This window comes from Naumannella cuiyingiana (genome assembly GCF_013408305.1).
GTDB classification, from domain to species: domain Bacteria; phylum Actinomycetota; class Actinomycetes; order Propionibacteriales; family Propionibacteriaceae; genus Naumannella; species Naumannella cuiyingiana.
The window spans coordinates 612044-630304 of record NZ_JACBZS010000001.1 but is presented as its reverse complement, the minus strand read 5'-3'; the positions used below and the strand labels follow the sequence as shown (position 1 = coordinate 630304).

Annotated in this window: 16 protein-coding genes; 12 read left to right on the top strand and 4 right to left on the bottom strand. The window is 72.4% G+C overall.

Going from position 1 to position 18261, the window contains the following annotated elements; all coding sequences use genetic code 11:
- The first annotated feature begins 109 nt into the window (after positions 1–109).
- From lepA to GGQ54_RS02755, 9 genes are read left to right on the top strand one after another with little or no spacing between them, the layout of a single operon-like run.
- Entirely contained in the window at positions 110–1957 is a 1848-nt protein-coding gene (lepA, locus tag GGQ54_RS02795) for a translation elongation factor 4 (protein WP_179444001.1), read from the top strand.
- Between the two features lie 58 nt (positions 1958–2015).
- Positions 2016–3695 (top strand): ABC transporter transmembrane domain-containing protein, encoded by a 1680-nt coding sequence (locus GGQ54_RS02790; protein ID WP_179444000.1) that lies wholly within the window; start codon positions 2016–2018, stop codon positions 3693–3695.
- Positions 3692–5455, top strand: a complete 1764-nt coding sequence (locus GGQ54_RS02785) for an ABC transporter ATP-binding protein (RefSeq protein ID WP_179443999.1) — start codon at positions 3692–3694, stop codon at positions 5453–5455. The genes GGQ54_RS02790 and GGQ54_RS02785 overlap by 4 nt, the downstream gene beginning before the upstream one ends.
- A 5-nt stretch (positions 5456–5460) precedes the next feature.
- Complete coding sequence (sppA, locus tag GGQ54_RS02780) at positions 5461–7194, top strand: signal peptide peptidase SppA (RefSeq protein WP_179443998.1); 1734 nt, start codon at positions 5461–5463, stop codon at positions 7192–7194.
- 2 nt (positions 7195–7196) lie between these two features.
- Complete coding sequence (locus GGQ54_RS02775) at positions 7197–8051, top strand: DUF2071 domain-containing protein (protein ID WP_218843647.1); 855 nt, start codon at positions 7197–7199, stop codon at positions 8049–8051.
- On the top strand, positions 8048–8779 hold the full coding sequence (locus GGQ54_RS02770) for a class I SAM-dependent methyltransferase (protein ID WP_179443997.1): 732 nt from the start codon (positions 8048–8050) through the stop codon (positions 8777–8779). The genes GGQ54_RS02775 and GGQ54_RS02770 overlap by 4 nt, the downstream gene beginning before the upstream one ends.
- Entirely contained in the window at positions 8776–9207 is a 432-nt protein-coding gene (locus GGQ54_RS02765) for a hypothetical protein (RefSeq protein WP_179443996.1), read from the top strand. The genes GGQ54_RS02770 and GGQ54_RS02765 overlap by 4 nt, the downstream gene beginning before the upstream one ends.
- Positions 9204–9584 carry a DoxX-like family protein gene (locus GGQ54_RS02760; RefSeq protein ID WP_179443995.1) on the top strand — a complete coding sequence of 127 codons (381 nt, stop codon included), beginning with the start codon at positions 9204–9206 and terminating at the stop codon, positions 9582–9584. The genes GGQ54_RS02765 and GGQ54_RS02760 overlap by 4 nt, the downstream gene beginning before the upstream one ends.
- Entirely contained in the window at positions 9581–10459 is an 879-nt protein-coding gene (locus GGQ54_RS02755) for a DUF3419 domain-containing protein (RefSeq protein WP_179443994.1), read from the top strand. Before GGQ54_RS02760 ends, GGQ54_RS02755 begins: the two co-directional genes overlap by 4 nt.
- A gap of 24 nt (positions 10460–10483) precedes the next feature.
- Here GGQ54_RS02755 and GGQ54_RS02750 read toward each other — a convergent pair whose 3' ends face one another.
- From GGQ54_RS02750 to GGQ54_RS02740, 3 genes are read right to left on the bottom strand one after another with little or no spacing between them, the layout of a single operon-like run.
- A complete protein-coding gene (locus GGQ54_RS02750; RefSeq protein ID WP_179443993.1) occupies positions 10484–11878 on the bottom strand; it encodes an ABC transporter substrate-binding protein in 1395 nt (464 codons plus the stop codon).
- Positions 11879–11895: 17 nt separating this feature from the next.
- Positions 11896–12735 (bottom strand): carbohydrate ABC transporter permease, encoded by an 840-nt coding sequence (locus GGQ54_RS02745; protein WP_179443992.1) that lies wholly within the window; start codon positions 12733–12735, stop codon positions 11896–11898.
- Positions 12722–13603, bottom strand: coding sequence for a carbohydrate ABC transporter permease (locus GGQ54_RS02740; RefSeq protein ID WP_179443991.1), 882 nt, complete (start codon positions 13601–13603; stop codon positions 12722–12724). Before GGQ54_RS02740 ends, GGQ54_RS02745 begins: the two co-directional genes overlap by 14 nt.
- A 76-nt stretch (positions 13604–13679) precedes the next feature.
- Between GGQ54_RS02740 and GGQ54_RS02735 the strand changes: the two genes are divergently transcribed.
- Positions 13680–14693, top strand: a complete 1014-nt coding sequence (locus GGQ54_RS02735) for an NAD(P)H-dependent flavin oxidoreductase (protein ID WP_179443990.1) — start codon at positions 13680–13682, stop codon at positions 14691–14693.
- A gap of 18 nt (positions 14694–14711) precedes the next feature.
- Here GGQ54_RS02735 and phoA read toward each other — a convergent pair whose 3' ends face one another.
- Positions 14712–16448 (bottom strand): alkaline phosphatase, encoded by a 1737-nt coding sequence (phoA, locus tag GGQ54_RS02730; RefSeq protein WP_179443989.1) that lies wholly within the window; start codon positions 16446–16448, stop codon positions 14712–14714.
- 122 nt (positions 16449–16570) lie between these two features.
- Between phoA and GGQ54_RS02725 the strand changes: the two genes are divergently transcribed.
- Positions 16571–17062 carry an aminoacyl-tRNA deacylase gene (locus GGQ54_RS02725; RefSeq protein ID WP_179443988.1) on the top strand — a complete coding sequence of 164 codons (492 nt, stop codon included), beginning with the start codon at positions 16571–16573 and terminating at the stop codon, positions 17060–17062.
- A 332-nt stretch (positions 17063–17394) separates the two neighbouring features.
- Complete coding sequence (locus tag GGQ54_RS02720) at positions 17395–18228, top strand: S-methyl-5'-thioadenosine phosphorylase (RefSeq protein ID WP_179443987.1); 834 nt, start codon at positions 17395–17397, stop codon at positions 18226–18228.
- The last annotated feature ends 33 nt before the right edge of the window (positions 18229–18261 follow it).

Here is an 18261-nt window from a genome sequence, read left to right as displayed (position 1 = left end):
GGAGGATGGGCCGTCCAGCCGCGCGCGTCGCGGCGTACCCGTCCGAATCGCCCATCCGAATCGTCCGTCCGAAATCGTCCGTCAGCAGACCAGCAGGAGATCACCGGCCTTGCCCGCAGCGACCACGCCCGCCCCGGGCGCGACCGACCCCGCGATCATCCGCAATTTCTGCATCATCGCGCACATCGACCACGGGAAGTCCACCCTGGCCGACCGGATGCTGCAGCTCACCGGGCTGGTCGACGACCGGACGATGCGCGCGCAGTACCTGGACCGGATGGACATCGAGCGCGAGCGCGGGATCACCATCAAGTCCCAGGCGGTCCGGCTGCCGTGGCGGGCCGGCGGTGTGGACCACGTGCTGAACATGATCGACACCCCGGGTCACGTCGACTTCACCTACGAGGTGTCGCGGTCGCTGGAGGCGTGCGAGGGCGCGCTGCTGCTGGTCGATGCCGCGCAGGGCATCGAGGCGCAGACGCTGGCCAATCTCTATCTCGCGATCGATGCCGACCTGCAGATCATTCCCGTGCTGAACAAGATCGACCTGCCGGGTGCGCAGCCGGACAAGTACGCCGCCGAGCTGGCGGGGATCATCGGCTGCGATCCCGGCGATGTGCTCCGGGTGTCGGCGAAGACCGGTGAGGGCGTACCCGAACTGCTGGACCAGATCGTCGCCCAGATCCCCGCCCCGCAAGGGGATCCCGACGGCCCGGCGCGCGCGCTGATCTTCGACTCGGTCTATGACACCTATCGCGGCGTGGTGACCTATGTGCGGGTGGTGGACGGGCAGTTGTCACACCGTGAACGGGTGCTGATGATGTCCACCGGTGCCACCCACGAGGCGCTGGAGGTCGGGGTGATCTCGCCCGAACCGGCCGCCACCAAGGCGCTCGGGGTCGGCGAGGTCGGCTACCTGATCACCGGCGTGAAGGATGTCCGGCAGTCCCGGGTCGGCGACACGGTGACCGCCGCGGTGCGGGGCGCGGCCGAACCGCTGAGCGGCTACCGCAATCCGAACCCGATGGTCTTCGCCGGGCTCTATCCGATCGACGGCGCCGACTTCCCCGAGCTGCGCGAGGCGCTGGAGAAGCTGCAGCTCAACGACGCGGCCCTGACCTATGAGCCGGAGACCTCGGGTGCGCTCGGCTTCGGCTTCCGGACCGGCTTCCTCGGCCTGCTGCACATGGAGATCGTCCGCGAGCGGCTGGAGCGCGAGTTCGGGCTGGACCTGATCTCGACCGCGCCGAACGTGGTCTACCGGGTGATCATGGAGGACGGGACCGAGCATGTCGTGACGAACCCGAGCGAGTACCCGACCGGCGGCAAGATCGCACAGGTGCACGAGCCGGTGGTGAACGCCACCATCCTCGCGCCGGCGGAGTACATCGGCACGATCCTCGAGCTGTGCCAGGCCCGCCGCGGCGAGCAGAAGGGCATCGATTACCTGTCCGAGGACCGGGTCGAGATCCGCTACGTGCTGCCACTGGCCGAGATCGTCTTCGACTTCTTCGACGCCCTGAAGTCGCGGACCAAGGGGTACGCCTCCCTCGACTACGACATGGCGGGCGAACAGGCCGCCGACCTGGTCAAGGTCGACATCTTGCTGCACGGCGACCCCGTCGACGCCTTCTCCGCGATCGTGCACCGCGACAACGCCTACGCCTACGGCGTCGCGATGGCGGGCAAGCTCAAGGAGCTGATCCCGCGCCAGCAGTTCGAGGTGCCGATCCAGGCGGCCATCGGGTCGCGGGTGATCGCCCGCGAGACCATCCGCGCCATCCGCAAGGACGTCCTCGCCAAGTGCTACGGCGGCGACATCTCGCGCAAGCGCAAGCTGCTGGAGAAGCAGAAGGAGGGCAAGAAGCGGATGAAGATGGTCGGCCGCGTCGAGGTCCCCCAGGAGGCCTTCGTGGCCGCCCTGTCGACCGGTGAGACCCGCTCGGAGAAGCGCTGACGACCGCCCGGGACGGGGGCGAATTTAGGGCAGCCTAAGTCTCTGGCAGACTGCGCCGGTGACCTCCGCCGCCCCGTCGATGATCGGCCGATCCCTGCGCCGGCACCGCGGACGGCTGCTCGCGGCCATCGCCCTGCTCTGCCTGTGGCAGCTCTGCGAGGCGGCCGTGCCGGTGGCCATCGGGCTGATCATCGACCGGGCCGTGCTGACCGGATCGATCCCGGCCATGGTCGTCTCGCTGATCGGGCTGACCGCGCTCTTCGGCGTGCTCAGCATGGCCTACCGGCACGGTGCCCGCACGGCCAATGTCGCCCTGCACCGCGAGACCCACCAACTCCGGGTGGAGGTCGCCGAGCGCGCGCTCGATCCGCGCGGGGTGCGGACCGACCTGATGCCCGGCGAGGTGTTGTCCATCGCCTCGGCCGATGCCGACACCGCCGGGCTGATCTTTCGCCAGCTCGCCCTGACCGGCGCCGGGCTGTGCGGTGTCCTGGCCACCGCCGGCTACCTGCTGATCACCGATTGGCTGGTCGGCATCGTGATCATCCTCGGCGTCCCGCTCGTGCTCGGTGCGGTACACCTGCTGACGCCGCGGGTCTCGCGGCACGCGGAGGAGCAACAGGGCCGGATCGCCGCCGCCAGCGGACAGGCCGCGGACCTGATGCGCGGACTGCGCGTGCTCAAGGGGATCGGGGGAGAGGCAGCGGCGGGCGAGCGATACCGCCGGACGAGTCAGCGCGCCCGCGCGGCCGGCGTCGCGACCATCGACGGGATCGCGATCATGGAGGGCATCCGCACGTTCATGATCGGCCTGCTCGTGGCCGTGGTCGTGCTGGTCGCCGGCTGGCGGTTGATCACGGGCCGGTTGACCCCCGGGGAGCTCGTGGCCGTGGTCGGGCTCGCCACCTTCCTCGCCGAACCCGTCGGGCTGGTCGCGGCGCTGGTTCCGATGCTCGCCCGAACGGCTGCCGCGGGCCGGCGCATCCGCGCGTTCCTCGGCCTCCCGCCGCTGGTGCAGGCCGGGGACCGGGCGCCCGGCGACGCGCCCGCGGACCTGCGCCTGAGCGGCCTGCGGGCCGGCCCGGCGGCCGAGTTCGATCTCGACTGCGGTCCCGGCGAGCTGGTCGTGCTGGCCTGCGGCGACCCCGCGGTGGTACGCGAGGTGCTCGAGGTGCTCGACGCCCGGTCCCGCCCGCGACACGGACACGTGCTGCTCGCCGGCGTACCCCGGGACGGGCTGGACCCGGTCGCCGCCGCTGCGTTGATCACCGTCGCGCCGCACCAGGTCGACCTGTTCGCGGGCAGTCTCGCCCACAACGTCTTCGGTGCCGAGGGCGAGCCCGGCCCGCGCGAGCGCGAGGTGCTCGCCGCCGCTGCGGTGGACGAACTGCTCGGGCTGTTCCCCGACGGGCTGGCGCACCCGCTGGCCGCCGAGGGCGCCAACCTGTCCGGCGGCCAGCGGCAGCGCATCGCGCTCGCCCGCGCGCTGGCCGCCGACCGTCCGGTGCTGGTGCTGCACGACCCGACGACCGCCGTCGATGCGGTCACCGAGCTGGCCATCGCCCGGGGCTGTCGCAGCGTACGGTCACGGTCGGCGACGCTGGTGATCACCACCAGCCCCGCGTTCTGCGCGCTGGCCGATCGCGTGGTGGTCGTCGACGAGGCGGGTTCGACGACCGGCCGGCACGATGACCTGCTGCGCACCAGCGCGGCCTACCGACGGCTGGTCCAGCGATGAGCGGGCCGGACACCGCGACCCTGTTGCCGAACGCGACGCGCGCCCAGGCGCTGGCCCGGACCTGGCGCCTGCTGCGCCGCCGGCCCGGCGAGTCGATCATGGTCGTGCTGAGCGCCGTGGTGGTCGGTCTCGCCGGGCTGGTCGGGCCGATCATGCTCGGCCGGCTGGTCGACCGGCTGCTGGCCCATCCCGCCTGGTCGCCGGTGGTGATCACCGCCGCCGCGATCGCCGGCTCGGCGGCCCTCGGCGGGATCGCCACCTGGACCGGGCTGCGGGCGCTGGCCCGGGCCGGCGAGGCGGCCGTCGCCGAGCTGCGCGAGGATGCCCTCGCCGCCGCCCTTCGCCTGGACGCGCCCGTGGTGGAGCGCGCGGGCCCGGGGGACCTGGTCTCGCGGGTGGCCGAGGATGCCCGCGTCGTCACCGAGGCCATCGCCACGGTCGTGCCGTTGCTCGTCGCCTCGCTGGTCACCGTGGCGGTCTCGGCCATCGGCCTGCTCGCGGTGGACTGGCGGCTGGGCCTGGTCGGGCTGGTCGCGGTGCCCATGTACCTGCTCTCGCTGCGCTGGTACCTGACCCGTTCGGGGGCGTACTACGCGGCGGAGCGGGTGGCTTTCGGCGAGCGTGCCGGGCTGCTGCTCGGCGGGATCACCGGCGCCGCGACCCTGCGGGCCTTCGGCCGCGGGCCGGCCGAGCTCGACCGGATCACCGCCGCGTCGGCACGCGCCCGCGATCTCGGTATCGACGTGTTCGCCATGCTCACCCGCTTCCTCGGGCGCAACAACCGGGCCGAACTGGTCACGCTCGCCTCGATCCTCGGCGCCGGCTTCTTCTTCGTCCGGGCGGGCTGGGTGAGCGTCGGCGCCGTCGCCACCGCCGCGTTGTTGTTCCACCGGCTGTTCAACCCGCTCGGCGCGCTGGTCGGCCTGTTCGACTCGGTGCAGTCGGCCGCCGCCTCCCTGGTCCGGATGGTCGGGGTCGGACAACTGCCCGCGCGTACCGGCAGCCCGGCACCGCCGGCCACGCCGCGCGGGCTGGAGATCGTCGCCGTCGGGCACCGCTATGCCGACGCCGGCCCGGCCGTGCTGACCGACATCACGTTGCGGGTCGGCCGGGGTGAGACCGTCGCCCTCGTCGGCGCCACCGGCGCGGGCAAGAGCACCGTCGCCAATGTCGCGGCCGGCCTGGTCGATCCGAGCGCCGGCATCGCCCGGATCGACGGGGCGGGCGTCCGTGACCTCGATCCGGCCGCGCTGCGCCGGCTGATCATGCTGGTCAGCCAGGAGGTGCACGTCTTCGACGGCACTCTCGCCGAGAACCTGGCCTGGGGTCGCGAGGCGAGCGAGGAACGCCTGTGGACGGCGCTGCGCGAGGTCCGGGCCGACGGCTGGGTCGCGGGACTGCCGGGCGGGCTCGCCACCCGGGTCGGCGACGGCGGTCACCGGCTGGCCGCCGCCCAGGCCCAGCAGATCGCGCTGGCCCGCGTCCTGGTCGCCGACCCGCCGTTCGTGGTTCTCGACGAGGCGACCGCCGAGGCCGGCTCCGCGCTGTCGCGCGATCTCGACGCGGCGGCCGCCCGGGTCCTGCGGGGCCGCGGCGCCCTCGTCGTCGCGCACCGGCTCAGCCAGGCGCGGCACGCGGACCGGATCGTCGTGCTCGACCACGGCGCGATCGTCGAGGCGGGTGACCATGATCAACTCGTCGCCGCCGGCGGCCGGTACGCCGAGCTCTGGGCCGCCTGGTCCGGTCGTCCTCTAGCCTGAGCCGCATGGACGTCACCGCCCTGATCCGAGACGGCGCCGACCAGTTGCGCAAGGCGCTTCGCCGCGGCGCCGACGATGGCCCGCTGGTGCTGGAGCTCGACCTGACCCGGGGCGTGATCGATGCCCCTCCGCAGAACCCGGTGGCCATGCTGCGCGCCCGCCAGACCCCGACGATGGCCGCCATCCGCGAGGGGCTGCGCGCGGGCGCCGAGGATCCCGACGTCGCCGGGCTGATCGTCGATCTCGGGCCGGGCCACATCGCGCCGGCCCAGGCCGACGAGCTGGCCGGGCTGATCGGTCGGTTCGGCGAACACAAGCCCACCGTGGCCTTCGCGCCGACCTTCGGCGAACTCGGCAACGGGATCTTCGCCTACCGGCTCGCGGCCGCGGCCGGCGACATCTGGGTGCAGCCGTCGGGGATGCTCTCCCTGGCCGGCGTGCAGGCCCGGATGATGCTGCTGCGGGGCGGTTTCGAGAAGCTCGGCATCGAGCCGGAGTTCGCCCAGCGCTGGCAGTACAAGACCGCCGCCGACACCTATGCCGCGACGGAGATCAGCGAGGCGTACCGCGAATCGACCCGGGGCATCGCGGACTCGGTGTTGGGTTCGGTGGTCGACGCGGTGGCGACCGGTCGCGGGCTGGAATCCGTCGAGGTGCGCGGCGCCGTCGACGACGCACCGCTCGGGTCGCGGGCCGGCCAGGACCGGGGCCTGGTCGACGCGATCGGCTATCGCGACGAGGCCTACGCCCATGCGCGTCGCGCCTGGGGCGGCGACGACGGCGAGATCCGCCTGCGCTACGTGCACCGGTACGCCGAGAAGCACGGCGGCGGGCCACTCGCGCCGCTGCTGAACCGGGCGCGCTCCGCGGTCGGGGTGGTCTCGGTGCACGGCGCCATCGTCACCGGCATCAGCCAGCCCGGCGGGCTGAACGGGCAGACCGCCGGCTCCGACACCGTCTGCGCAGCGCTGCGCGCCGCCGGCCGGGACGAGAAGGTCAAAGCGGTCGTGCTGCGGGTGGACAGTCCCGGCGGCTCCTATGTCGCCTCCGACGCGATCCGTCGCGAGGTGCAGCAGTTGCGCGAGGCCGGCAAGCCCGTCGTCGCGTCGATGGGGCAGACGGCCGCCTCCGGCGGCTACTTCGTGGCCATGCCGTGCGCGGAGATCGTCGCCAACCCGACCACCCTGACCGGCTCGATCGGCGTCCTCGCCGGGAAGCTGATCACCACCGGACTGGTCGACAAGCTCGGGCTGGTCCGCGAGGCGGTCGACGCCGGCCGCCGCGCGGGGATGATGGCCGGCACCCAGCCGTTCACCCCCGAGGAGTGGGAGGTGCTGAACGGGTGGCTCGACGAGGTCTACGCCGACTTCACCGGCAAGGCTGCCGCCGACCGCAGGATGGAGCTCACCGCCCTGGAACCGCTGGCCCGCGGTCGGGTCTGGACCGGCGCCGACGCCGCGCGCAACGGGCTCGTTGATCATCTCGGTGGCCTCGATCTGGCCATCGACCGCGCCTGCGAGCTGGCCGGCGTCGACCGCGACGATCTGGTCACGCGACCGGTGCCGATGCCCAGCCCGCTCAGCCAACTGCGCGGCACGGAGAACAGCGAGGCGGTCGGCGCGGCGGGCGCGCTCTCGCTCAGCCCCGGCTGGGAGGGGCTGTTGGAGCTCGCGGGTGCCGCGCTCGGGATCCGGCATCGCGGGGTCCTCTCCCTGCCCGTGGACATCCGGCTCGGCTGATCATGGACGCCGCGACCACCGGGGCCGCACCCCGGCGGGCGGGTCGACCGGCCGCCCCGATCCGGCTCGCGGCCGCGGCGCTGCAACGGCTGCGCCGGCATCCGGTGCCGATGCGTACCCACTTCCGGCACTCCCTGGTGCTCACCTGGGCCGTTCCGCCGGCGGCCGTGCGGCGGTTCTTGGTGCCGGGGCTGGAGCTGGACACCTTCACCGATCGGTCCGGTCGGGAGTGGGCCTTCGTGGCCGCGGCCTGTGTCGAACTGGATTCGCTGCGACCGGCACCGGTTCCGGCCCGCTTCGGCGGCCGCCAGTTGATGGTGGGCTACCGGGTCTTCTGCACCCTGGCCACCCCGCGCCGGGGCGGCGGTACGCTCACCCGGCGCGGCCTGCGCATCCTGGCCAGCCAGGCGACCGATCCGCTCGCCGTGCTCGGCGCCAATCTGACCACCCGCTACCACTACCGGCCCGTGCGCGGCGAGCTGACTGCTGACGGCGACCGCATCACGGTGCGGGTACGCAGCCGCGACGGGCGCGCCGACATCGACCTCGCCGTCGATCCGCGCGACGGCCGGTTGCCCGAGGAATCGGTCTTCGCGACCGCGGCGCAGGCCCGCCGGTTCGCCGGGCCGCTGCCCTACACCTTCTCGCCCGACCCCGACGGGATCGTGGTGGTCAGGGCGACGCGGACCGACTGGTCGCCGGAACCGGTCCGGGTGTTGCACGCCGAGGTCGGCTTCTTCGCCGAGGGGCCCTTCGCCGGCGTCGAACGGCGGCTCAGCAATGCCTTCCACGTCGCCGATGTCGACTACGGCTGGCAGCGCGGGCAGTTGCACCGGGTCGAGACGCCTCGGCCATGAGCGTGCTCGATCGGCTGCGGATCCGCGGCGCCGCCCAGGTGGTGATCTTCAACTGGCCGAAGCTGGCCGGCGGGCTGGCCTTCGCCGTCGCCGGTCACCTGTTGCGCCGCCGGATGCCGTGGCCGGTACGCCTGATCGCGCTCGGCGCCGCCGCCTGGACCCCGCTGTCGGTGCTCGCCTCCTGGTGGGTCTACGACCTCTCCCCGCTGCGCCGCTGGCGCTTCTTCCCCGCGCCGCAGCCCGGCCGGGTGCTGGTCGCGGTGGCCGGATTCGACGAGGCCTCGCCGGCCATCCGGGCGCGCTGGCCGGCCGCCGAGCTCCGCGTCGTCGACATCGTCACCGAGCCGGAGGTGTCGGTACGCCGGGCGCGCGCCTGGGCGGCGGGGGGCCATGCCGCGGCGGGCGTACCGCCCGTGATCGACCCGGCCCGCTTCGAGGTCGGCGACGGCTGGGACGTGATCGTCCTCGCACAGTCCCTGCACGAGATCCGCGACCCGGCCGACCGCGCGGTCCTGCTGCAGCGCGTGCGGGCCGCGCTGGCCGAGGACGGCGACATCGTCGTCGTCGACCATCTGCGCGACGCGGCCGGCATCGTCGCGTTCGGGCCCGGCGCCTGGCACTTCGGGACCGGGCGCGGCTACCGCGAAGCGTTCGCCGAGGCCGGCCTGACGGTGCGCGACCGGGGGCGCGTCGGCGTGTTGGTGCACTGGTGGCGGTTGGGCCGATGAGCCTGCTGGTGCCGCTGCTGCAACTGACGGGCGCGCTGCTGACGGTGCTCGGCATCGCCCATGTCGCGCTACCGAGGGTGCTGGGCTGGACGGACGCGACGACCTTCGGGCAGTCGCCGCTCGGCGGCCTCGTCATCCGGATGCACGTCGGGTTCATCGGCGGCTTCGTCGCGCTGCTGGGCCTGTGCACGCTGGTCGGCGCCCCGGAGCTGGCGGCGGGCGGGCGGCTGGCGGCGCTGTTCCTGGGGGCGAGCGCGCTGCTGTGGCTCGGCCGCGCGGTCTGCGAGGTCGTCCTGGTGCCGCGGGCGCTCGCCGCCCAGCCGGCGCCGAAGCGGCTGTGGCGCACCGCGCACCTGCTCGGCCTGCTCGGCTGGCCCGGGCTGGTGATCGTCTACGGTGTCGCGGCATGGCAGGCGGCAACACGATGAGGGTGCCCTCGGCCGCGTTGGCCGCCGGGCGGGTGGCGCTGGCGCTGGTCTGGCTCTACCAGGGCCTGGTGGCCAAGATCATCGGCCTGCGTGCCGACGAGCTGGACATCCTCGCCGCCGTGCCCGGGATCGGGCCCGAGCACGCGCGGCTGGCGGTCATCCTGATCGGCGCCTACGAGCTCGGCATCGCCCTCGCCGTCCTCGCCCGCCTGCGACCGGTGCTGGTCGCCGCGCTGCAGACGGTGACCCTGGTCGTGTTCAATGCCGGCGGGCTGATCTTCGCCGGCGACGCGATCGCCGACCCCGGCGCGCTGGTCACCGGCAATCTCGCGCTGCTCGCGCTGGCCTGGCTCGTGGCGCTCGGTGATCGTCGATGACGGGCGACCGCTGGGCCAGGGGCAGGCTGTTGCCCTGGGGCGCGCCGGCCGTGCAGTTCGGGCGATCGTATGAGGACGAGCGAATCGAGTTGGCGGCCTTCGGGGAGCCGGGCCGGGTCTGTGTGATCGCGGCCGCGGGGGAGACCGCGGCGGCGTGCGCGGCGGCCGGGCACCGCGTGAACGCGGTCGACATCAATGCTGTCCAGCTCGCCTACTGTCGTGACCGGTTGGCAGGTGGGCCGGCGGTCGACGGCCAGGCCGAGCGCCTCATGCGCGCCGGGCGCCGCCTGCTCGGCGTCCCCGCGCCCGGGTGGCGCAAAGACGTGCTGGCGGCGCATCTCGACGACGACGGCCCGGCGGCGGCGCGGCTGTGGCGCGAGCGGCTCGACACCCCCGCGCTGGCGGCGCTGCTGGCGCTGGTGCTGCGCCCGGGGCAGGCCCTCGCCGGCTGGCGTACCCCCGACTTCGCCGCCCTGCTGCCGCCCGACTTCGGCCGCGAGCTGCGCAACCGGATCGGCCGGGCGCTGGGCCGGCACGGCATCGCCGGCAACCGGTTCGCCCACCGGCTGCTGGCCGGTGCCGAGCTGCCTGGCTGGCGCCCGGTGACCGGCGGCGCACCCGTCCGGCTGGTCCGCGCCGACATCGCCGACCACCTCGCCGCGGTGCCGCCGGGCCACTATCGCGGCATCGCGCTGTCGAACGTGATCGACGGGGTCGGCGCCGCCCGCCGGCGCCGGCTGCTCCGGCTCGCCCACCGGGCGCTCGCCCCGGGCGGCGCCGTCGTGCTGCGCTCCTTCGCTCCGCTCGCCGACCCCGGGCTCGCCGCCGACGACCGCTCGTTGATCTGGGGCGCGGTGCGGGTACTTCGCCGCTGAGCCGGGGCCCGACCCCGTGTTGTCTCAGCCGTCCTGCATCGCCTTGTTCGCCGCGTCCTGGGCCTTGGGCAGCCCGTCGGCCGCGGACGTGCGGCCCAGGAAGATCTCGTTGAACGTCGGCTTCCAGGCTTCCAGCGCCGCGCTGTAGTTCTGCCCGACGGGTGCCTGCATCGCCGGCAGCTCGCCCTGCTTGGCGAACTGCGACGGATCGACCTGGCGACCGGACCAGTACTCGGCGAAGGCCGGCTGGGCGCCGGTCACGGCGGGCAGCGCCGCGCCGTCCGCGCCGATGAACCGCGCGCCCTCCGGCGTACCCATCCACTGCAGCACCCGCTTGGTCGCCTCCGGGGTGTCGGAGGCCGCGTTGCCGGCGACCACGACGTTGTTCACCACCGACACCGCACCCTTGGGGCCGGCCGGCATCGGCGCGATGCCCCACTCGAAGTCCGCGCCGTCCGCGACGTTCTTCAGGTTGTAGACCCCGGACTGGAACAGCGCGATCTTGCCCTGCAGGAACTGGTCGCGGGTGAAGTCGCCGTTGTCGTTGGTGTTCGAGGCCGCCGGCGAGACCTTGTACTCGTTGATCAACTTCGACAGGTAGTCGAACGCCTGCGTCGACTCCGGCGAGGCGAAGACGAAGGTGCCGTCGGGGTTCTGGAACTGGCCGCCGTTGGAGCCGACGTAGTTGTAGTAGATCCCCTGCAGGTCCTGGGCCGCCGAATAGCCCCAGGTCGCGGGCTGGGAGCCGTCGAAGCCCTGCTCGTCGCCGCGCCGGCCGGACTTGTCGACCGTCAGCTTGCGGGCCACCGGCAAGAACGTGTCGCCCTGGCCGTTCGGGGACCAGGTCAGGTCGGTGAGCTGCTCGGGGGTGATCTTGGCGTCGTCCAGCAGCTTCTTGTTGTAGTACACCGCGATGCCGCCGTCGGTGAGCTGCGGTACGCCCCACAGCTTCCCGTCGAACGTGTACTGCTCGACCGCCGCCGGCACCCAGCCGGCGCGCTGGGCGTCGAAGTCGGCGCCGATCTCGACCAACTGTCCAGCCTCGATGTAGGGCTGGATGTAGGAGCCGTTGATCATGAAGATGTCGTCGGCATTGCCGCCCGAGACGTCGGTACGCAGCTTGGTGAAGTAGTCGGAATAGGGCACCAGCACGGTCTGCACGTCGATGTCGGGATTCGCCTTCTCGAACTCGGCGAAGGAGGCATCGTAGGCCTTCTGCACCTGCTCGTCCCACAGGCGTACCGTCACGACCTGGCGCTGGCCGTTGCCCGGGGAGCTCGGCGGCGCGGCGGGCGAGCAGGCGGCCGTGGCGACCCCGAGCCCGAGCGCGGTCGCACCCGCCGCCAACCGGGCGAAGTGGCGCCGGCCGAAGCCGCGACGGCTCGCGCCCGACGGGCGCGCATCCAGTGTGTTGGCCATGATCGTTCCTCCTGTTGCTACTTGAATCCGGTGAGCTGGATCGAGTTGACGATGCGCCGCTGGAAGATCGTGAAGATCACCAGCAGCGGCGCCATGGCGATCGTCGTCGCGGTCATCACCAGCGTCCAGTTCGCGTTGTACTGCCCGCGCAGCGCGTCCGTGGCGACGGTGAGCGTCTGCCAGGTCGGGCCGGTGGTGACGATGAACGGCCACAAGAAGCTGTTCCAGTGCGTGACCACCGTGATGATCGTCAGGGTCGCGATGATCGGCCGGGACAGCGGCACGACGATGCTCCAGATGATCCGCCAGTTGCCCGCGCCGTCGATCCGCGCCGCGTCCAGGATGTCGGCGGGAATGCCGCGGAAGTACTCGCGCAGCAGGAACACCGCGTACGGCGAGCCCAGGACGAACGGCAGCACCAGCGACCAGAACGTGTTCCGTAGCCCCGTGCTGGCGAAGATCGTGTAGAGCGGGATGACCGTGACGATCTGCGGCACCATGAGCGTCGCGAGATAGACCCAGAACAAGGCATCGCGACCCGGGAAGCGGAGCCTCGCGAAGGCGTACGCCGCGAGGATGGAGAAGAACAACTGCCCGACCACCAGCACCACCACGACCTGCGTGGTGACGGCGAGCGGCGTGACGAAGTCGCGACCCAGCAGCGCCAGGTAGTTCTCGGCCGTCGGCGGCGCCGGCGGGCTGAGCGGTGAGGTGTTGGCGAACTGGCGCGGCGACTTCAGCGAGGTCAGCACGCTCAGCAGGAACGGGGCGAGAGTGATCACGGCGCCGGCGGCCAGGACGAGGTAGATCGCGATCGAGCCGGGCGCTCGGCGCGCGGCGGGACTAGGAGAGGTCATAGGTCACCCGCTTCGCGAACCAACGCTGCTGGACCACCGTGACCACCACCAGCAGCGCGAACAAGATCACCGCCATCACCGACGCCTGGCCAAGGTTGAACGCCCCCCGGAACGCCTCCAGATAGATCCTGGTCGCGATCACGTCGGTGGCGCCCTGCGGGCCGCCGTTCGGGGTGAGCGCCCAGATCTGGTCGAAGGCCTGGAAGGAGGCGATCACCCCGGTGACCAGCACGAAGAAGAACGTCGGAGCGAGCAGCGGGAGCTTGATCGAGAAAAAGATCCGCCACGGCCCGGCGCCGTCCACCTCGGCGGCCTCGATCACCTGGCGCGGGATCCCGGCCAGCCCCGCCATGAAGAACAGCGCGACGTAGCCGACCTGGGACCAGATCGTCACCGCGGCCACCGCGGGCAGGGCCAGCGCGGGCGTACTCAACCACTCGATCGGTACGCCGAGCAGCGCGTTCAGGGCACCGTCGAAGGGCGCGAAGATCCACTGCCAGACGATGCCGAGCGCGAGCGGGGCGCACACCCAGGGCACGACGTAGATCACCCGGAACAGCCCGCTCCCGGGCAGCCCCCGGGACAACAGCACGGCGACCAGCAGGCCGAGGCCGGTCTGCAACGGGATCACCATCGCGACGAATGCGAGCGTGACCAGCAGCGAGTGGCCGAAGGTCGGGTCGGCCAGCACCTCGACCCAGTTGGCGAGCCCGACGAAGCGGAGCGGGCCGAGCAGGTTCCACCGGTTCAGCGACAGCCAGAACACGACCAGCACCGGGAGCAGCAGGAAGCAGGCGATCCCCGCCAGGCTGGGGGCCAGCAGGGCGTAGGCGACGGCGCTCTCTCGCCGTGCCTTCCGTGACGCCATGATCGTCACCCTAGGACAGCGCCGCGGCCCGGTGCCCCCCGTCCAGCGACGTGGACGACTCTGCGAGGGTGGGGACATGTCCGTCACCGCGCTCACCGATCTTCCGATTGCCGTCGCGCCGATGGCCGGACCGGGCACCCCGGCACTGGCCGCCGCGGTCAGCGAGGCGGGCGGGTTGGGCAATCTGCCCGCCGGGTACGCCCCGGCCAGCTCGCTCGCCGCCGACATCGCCGCGGTCCGGGAGCTGACGGAGCGGCCGTTCGGGGTGAACGTGTTCTGCCCGCAGCCGATGGACGAGGCCGGCCAGGGGGAGGCCGTGGCGCGATTCCGGGACCGCCTGCGATCGCGCGCGGAGGGCGCGGGCGTGGCGCTGCCGGAGGTGAACTGGGCCGACACCTTCGACCACGCCGCCAAGATCGAACTCCTGGTCGCGGTCGGGCCCGCCGTCGTCTCGTTCACCTTCGGCTGCCCCACGGCCGAGGTCGTGCAGCGACTGCAGCGGGCCGGCAGCGCGGTGGTGGTCACCGTCACCGGTGCGGAGGAGGCCGCGGCCGCGGCAGAGGTAGGCGCGGACGGGATCTGCGTCCAGGGCGCGGAGGCGGGCGGGCATCGGGGCACCTTCGACGGTGCCGCCGAACCGAACACCGCCTCGACGACACAACTGTTGGCCGCCTGCCGACCGGTCGGTCTGCCGATGATCGCGGCCGGCGGCCTGATGACCGCGGCCGAGGTGGCGCAAGCCCGGGCGGCGGGCGCATCGATGGCGCAGTGCGGGACGGCGTACCTGCTCGCCGACGAGGCCGGCACCTCGGCGCCGTATCGGCGCGCGCTTGCCGAGCCGGGCCGGCAGAGCCGATTGATCCGCTCGTTCAGCGGGCGGGTGGCGCGCGGGCTGGGCAACGCCTGGACCGAGGAGTTCGAGCCGTACGCCCCGGCCGCGTTTCCCGCAATCGATCAGTTGACCAAGCCGCTTCGTGCCGCGGCGACGAAGGCCGACGACGCGGAGTCGATCAACCTGTGGGCCGGCACCGGGTGGGGTTTCGCCCGCGCCGAACCGGCGGCGGTGATCACCCGGCGCCTGGCCGGGTGATCACCGCGTACCGATCGGTCAGGAGCGGAACTGGCGACGCAGCAGCAGCGCCGCACCGGTGAGCATCGCGAGCCCCGCGGTGATGGCGACCATCCCCGCCGGACCGCCGGTCTGGGCGAGGTTGCCGCCGCCCGGCACCTGCTGGGTGCGCACCGCATCGCCCCCCGAGCCCTGATCGCCCGCGCCGCCGACCGCGGTCGGCTGGCTGGTGGGCTGGTCACCGGGCTCGTCGGTGGGCGTGGGGTCGCCGGTGGCGGTCGGCTCGTCGGTGGGCGCGGGCTCGCCGGTGGCCGTCGGCTCGCCGGTCGGCGTGGGCTGGCTGGTGGCCGTGGGCTCGCCGCTCGGGGTCGGTTCCTCGGTCGGCGTGGGCTCCTCGGTGGGAGTCGGTTCGGTGGTGGCGGACGAGTCGAGCTGCAGCGCGCGACTCATGATCTTGTTCAGGTCGGTCTCGTCGATCAGGCCGGTCACGTTCGCCGCGCCGGGTCCGAAGGCCGCGACCCGAACCTGTGTGCCCGAGTGGGCGCCCGTCGGGTAGATGATGCCCATGTCGGCGCCGTCCTTGGTGCGCAGCTTGATCGACGGGACGACGTCGTCTGCGTCCTCGGTGATCTGTGAGTTGTGGGAGTGATCGGCGGTCACGATCACCAGCGTGTTCCCATCGGCCTTGGCAAAGTTCAGCGCCTCCTGCACCGCACGGTCCAGCGCGACCGTCTCGCCGATCTGGCCGCAGGCGTCCCGCGCGTGGTCGGACTTGTCGATCGAGGCGCCTTCCACCTGGAGGAAGAAGCCCTTGTCGTTGTCCAGCAGCTCGATGCTCTTCTTGGTCATCGCCGCCAGATCGGGCGAGGTCGCCGGTACGGCCGGGTTGGGCTTGCAGGTCACGGCGTCGCCGTTCGCGCCGCCCGGGGTGGCCGGCGTCGGCTCCCACTCGGTCGCCATGTTCTTGGGCTCGAACAGGCCGAGCAGCGGTGCGTCCTGGTCGGCCCTGGTCACGCCGTCCAGCGCCGTCTTGTCGTTGATCAGTTGGTAGCCCTGCTGTTGGGCGCTCTCCAGCACAGTCTTGCCCTCGTACTGCCCGGCGAGGATCGTGTCGTCGAAGTAGCTGGCGCCGCCGCCGAGCGTGACGTCGGGGCGGGTGGCGAGCAACTGCTCCGAGATCGAGCCAGGCCCGCCCTTGTCGAGCGCGTCGTCGCCACACTGTTCGATCCGCGACGGGCTGTAGCAGGCGCGCTGCTTGACGCTCGCCACCTGCACCGCGGGGGTGGCGTCCTGGATCTCGGAGGTGGTGATGTCGCCGGTCTTCAGGCCGTTCGCCTTGGCCGTCTTCAGGATCGAGGTCAGCGGGTTGCCCTGGTAGTCCACGGCGACCGCGTTGTCGTAGGTCTTGGAGCCCGTCGACCAGGCGGTGCCGGTGGCGGCGGAGTCGGGCACGTAGTCCGGGATTCCCTCCCGGGTCACGCTGTAGGTGGTCATCTGCCCGGTGATGGGCAGCGCGTCGATGCCGGGCAGCGAGCCCGCCGCACCGTACTGGTAGTTGCGCGCCTGGGTGATCTCCTGATCTCCCATGCCGTCGCCGATCACCAAGATGACGTTCTTGGCGGGCCCCTTGCGTGCCTGCTCGATGATCTGATCAGTCTTGTCGCCGTCGAGCCGATTGGCCCCGAACGGGTCGGTCACGGCTGCCGTGGCGAACCCGCCGCCGAGCAACAAAAGACCAGCGGCACCCATCGCCACCGGTACCAGCTTCTTGCGCATCTCAGTCTTCCCTCCGGGAGTGTGTGGGATTCGACGGAACTACCGGCGGGTCAACGGCGGGGCGCTGCTCGGTGGCTGGCCGGTGACCGTCGGGTGAACACTGCGCTCGCTAGCCTTCGCGCATGGGGAGTGTCGGAGCAGCAGGTGGCGAGGGCGTGTCCCGCGCCGTCGCCGCGTTGCGGGCTGCGGGCATCGCGTACCGGATCGTCGAGCACGAGCAGGTCGGCTCGGCGGCCGAGGCGGCCGCCGCGCGCGGTGTCGCCGAGTCGGCGTTGATCAAGACGCTGGTGGTACGCCGCGGCGCCGGCGACCATCTGTTCGTGCTGGTCGGCGCGGACCGCGAGATCGCCTGGCCGAAGCTGCGGGCCCTGCTCGGGGTCGGCCGGATCTCGATGCCGGACGCGGCCTCCGCTCGGGAGGTGACCGGCTACGAGCGCGGCACGATCACCCCGTTCGGGTCGCTGACCGCGCTGCCGGTGATCGCTGACGCCGCGCTGATCGGACAGGTCGCCATCGGCGCGGGCGGCCACGGTGTGGCGGCGATCGTCGACGCCGACGAGTTGATCGCCGCGCTCGGCGCCGAACGCGCCGACGTCACCGAGCCCAGGGGCTAGGTCGGTCCCGACGGGCTCGACCGGCGTATCGGCAGCCTCGCGCCGAAAGCGACCACTCGTCGGGGTTTCGGCTGGTTTTGGGGGCGGAGTGTGGCCTGAACTCTGGCGAGCGGTCGGTAATGGCGGTTGGGTGTCGTTGGTCTCGACGGGCTCGATCGGCGTATCGGCAGCCTCGCGCCGAAAGCGACCACTCGTCGGGGTTTCGGCTGGTTTTGGGGGCGGAGTGGTGGCCAGAACTCTGGCGAGCGGTCGGTAATGGCGGTTGGGTGTCGTTGGTCTCGACAGGCTCGACCGGCGTGGGGCTCGACGGGCGCAGGCCGTAGGGTCGGGCCATGACCTACCAAGGCCCCCGACCAGACATCGGCATCATCGGTGGATCCGGCTTCTATGAGTTCCTCGACGACCCCGAACGGGTCGCGGTCGAGACGCCGTTCGGGCCGCCGTCGGCCGACCTCGCGATCGGCGACGTGGACGGGCGGACCGTCGCCTTCCTGCCCCGGCACGGCGAGCGGCACCAGTTCCCGCCGCACCTGGTCAACTACCGCGCGAACCTGTGGGCCCTGCGTTCGGTGGGGGTACGCCAGGTCCTCGCCCCGTGCGCGGTCGGCTCGCTGAAGCCCGAGCTCGGCCCGGGCACCTTCGTCGTCCCCGACCAGGTGGTGGACCGCACCTGGGGTCGCGGCCAGACGGTCTACGACCTCGAGGGCGATGTCGTGCACGTCGCCTTCGCCGACCCGTACTGTCCTCGCGGCCGACAGGTCGTGCTCAACGATGCCGGCGCCGCCGCGGGCGAGGTCGTCGACGGCGGGACGCTGGTGGTGATCCAGGGCCCACGCTTCTCCACCCGCGCCGAGTCGCAGTGGCACTCCGCCGCCGGCTGGTCCGTGGTCGGGATGACGGGGATGCCGGAGGCCTCGATCGCGCGCGAGCTGGCGATGTGCTTCACCACGGTCGCGATGGTCACCGATCACGACGCCGGCGTCGCCGAGGGCGAGCACGTCACCCACGCCGAGGTGTTGAAGATCTTCGCCGGCAACATCGATCGGTTGAAGGCACTGCTGCGCCAGGTGATCGGCAACCTGCCCGGTCCCGAGTCCGATGCCGACGCGACCTGCAGTTGCCGCCGGGTGCTGGACGGCATGAAGCTGCCCATCGAGCTGCCCTGACCCGGGCGTACTCGCCGGTGCGCGCCTAGGATG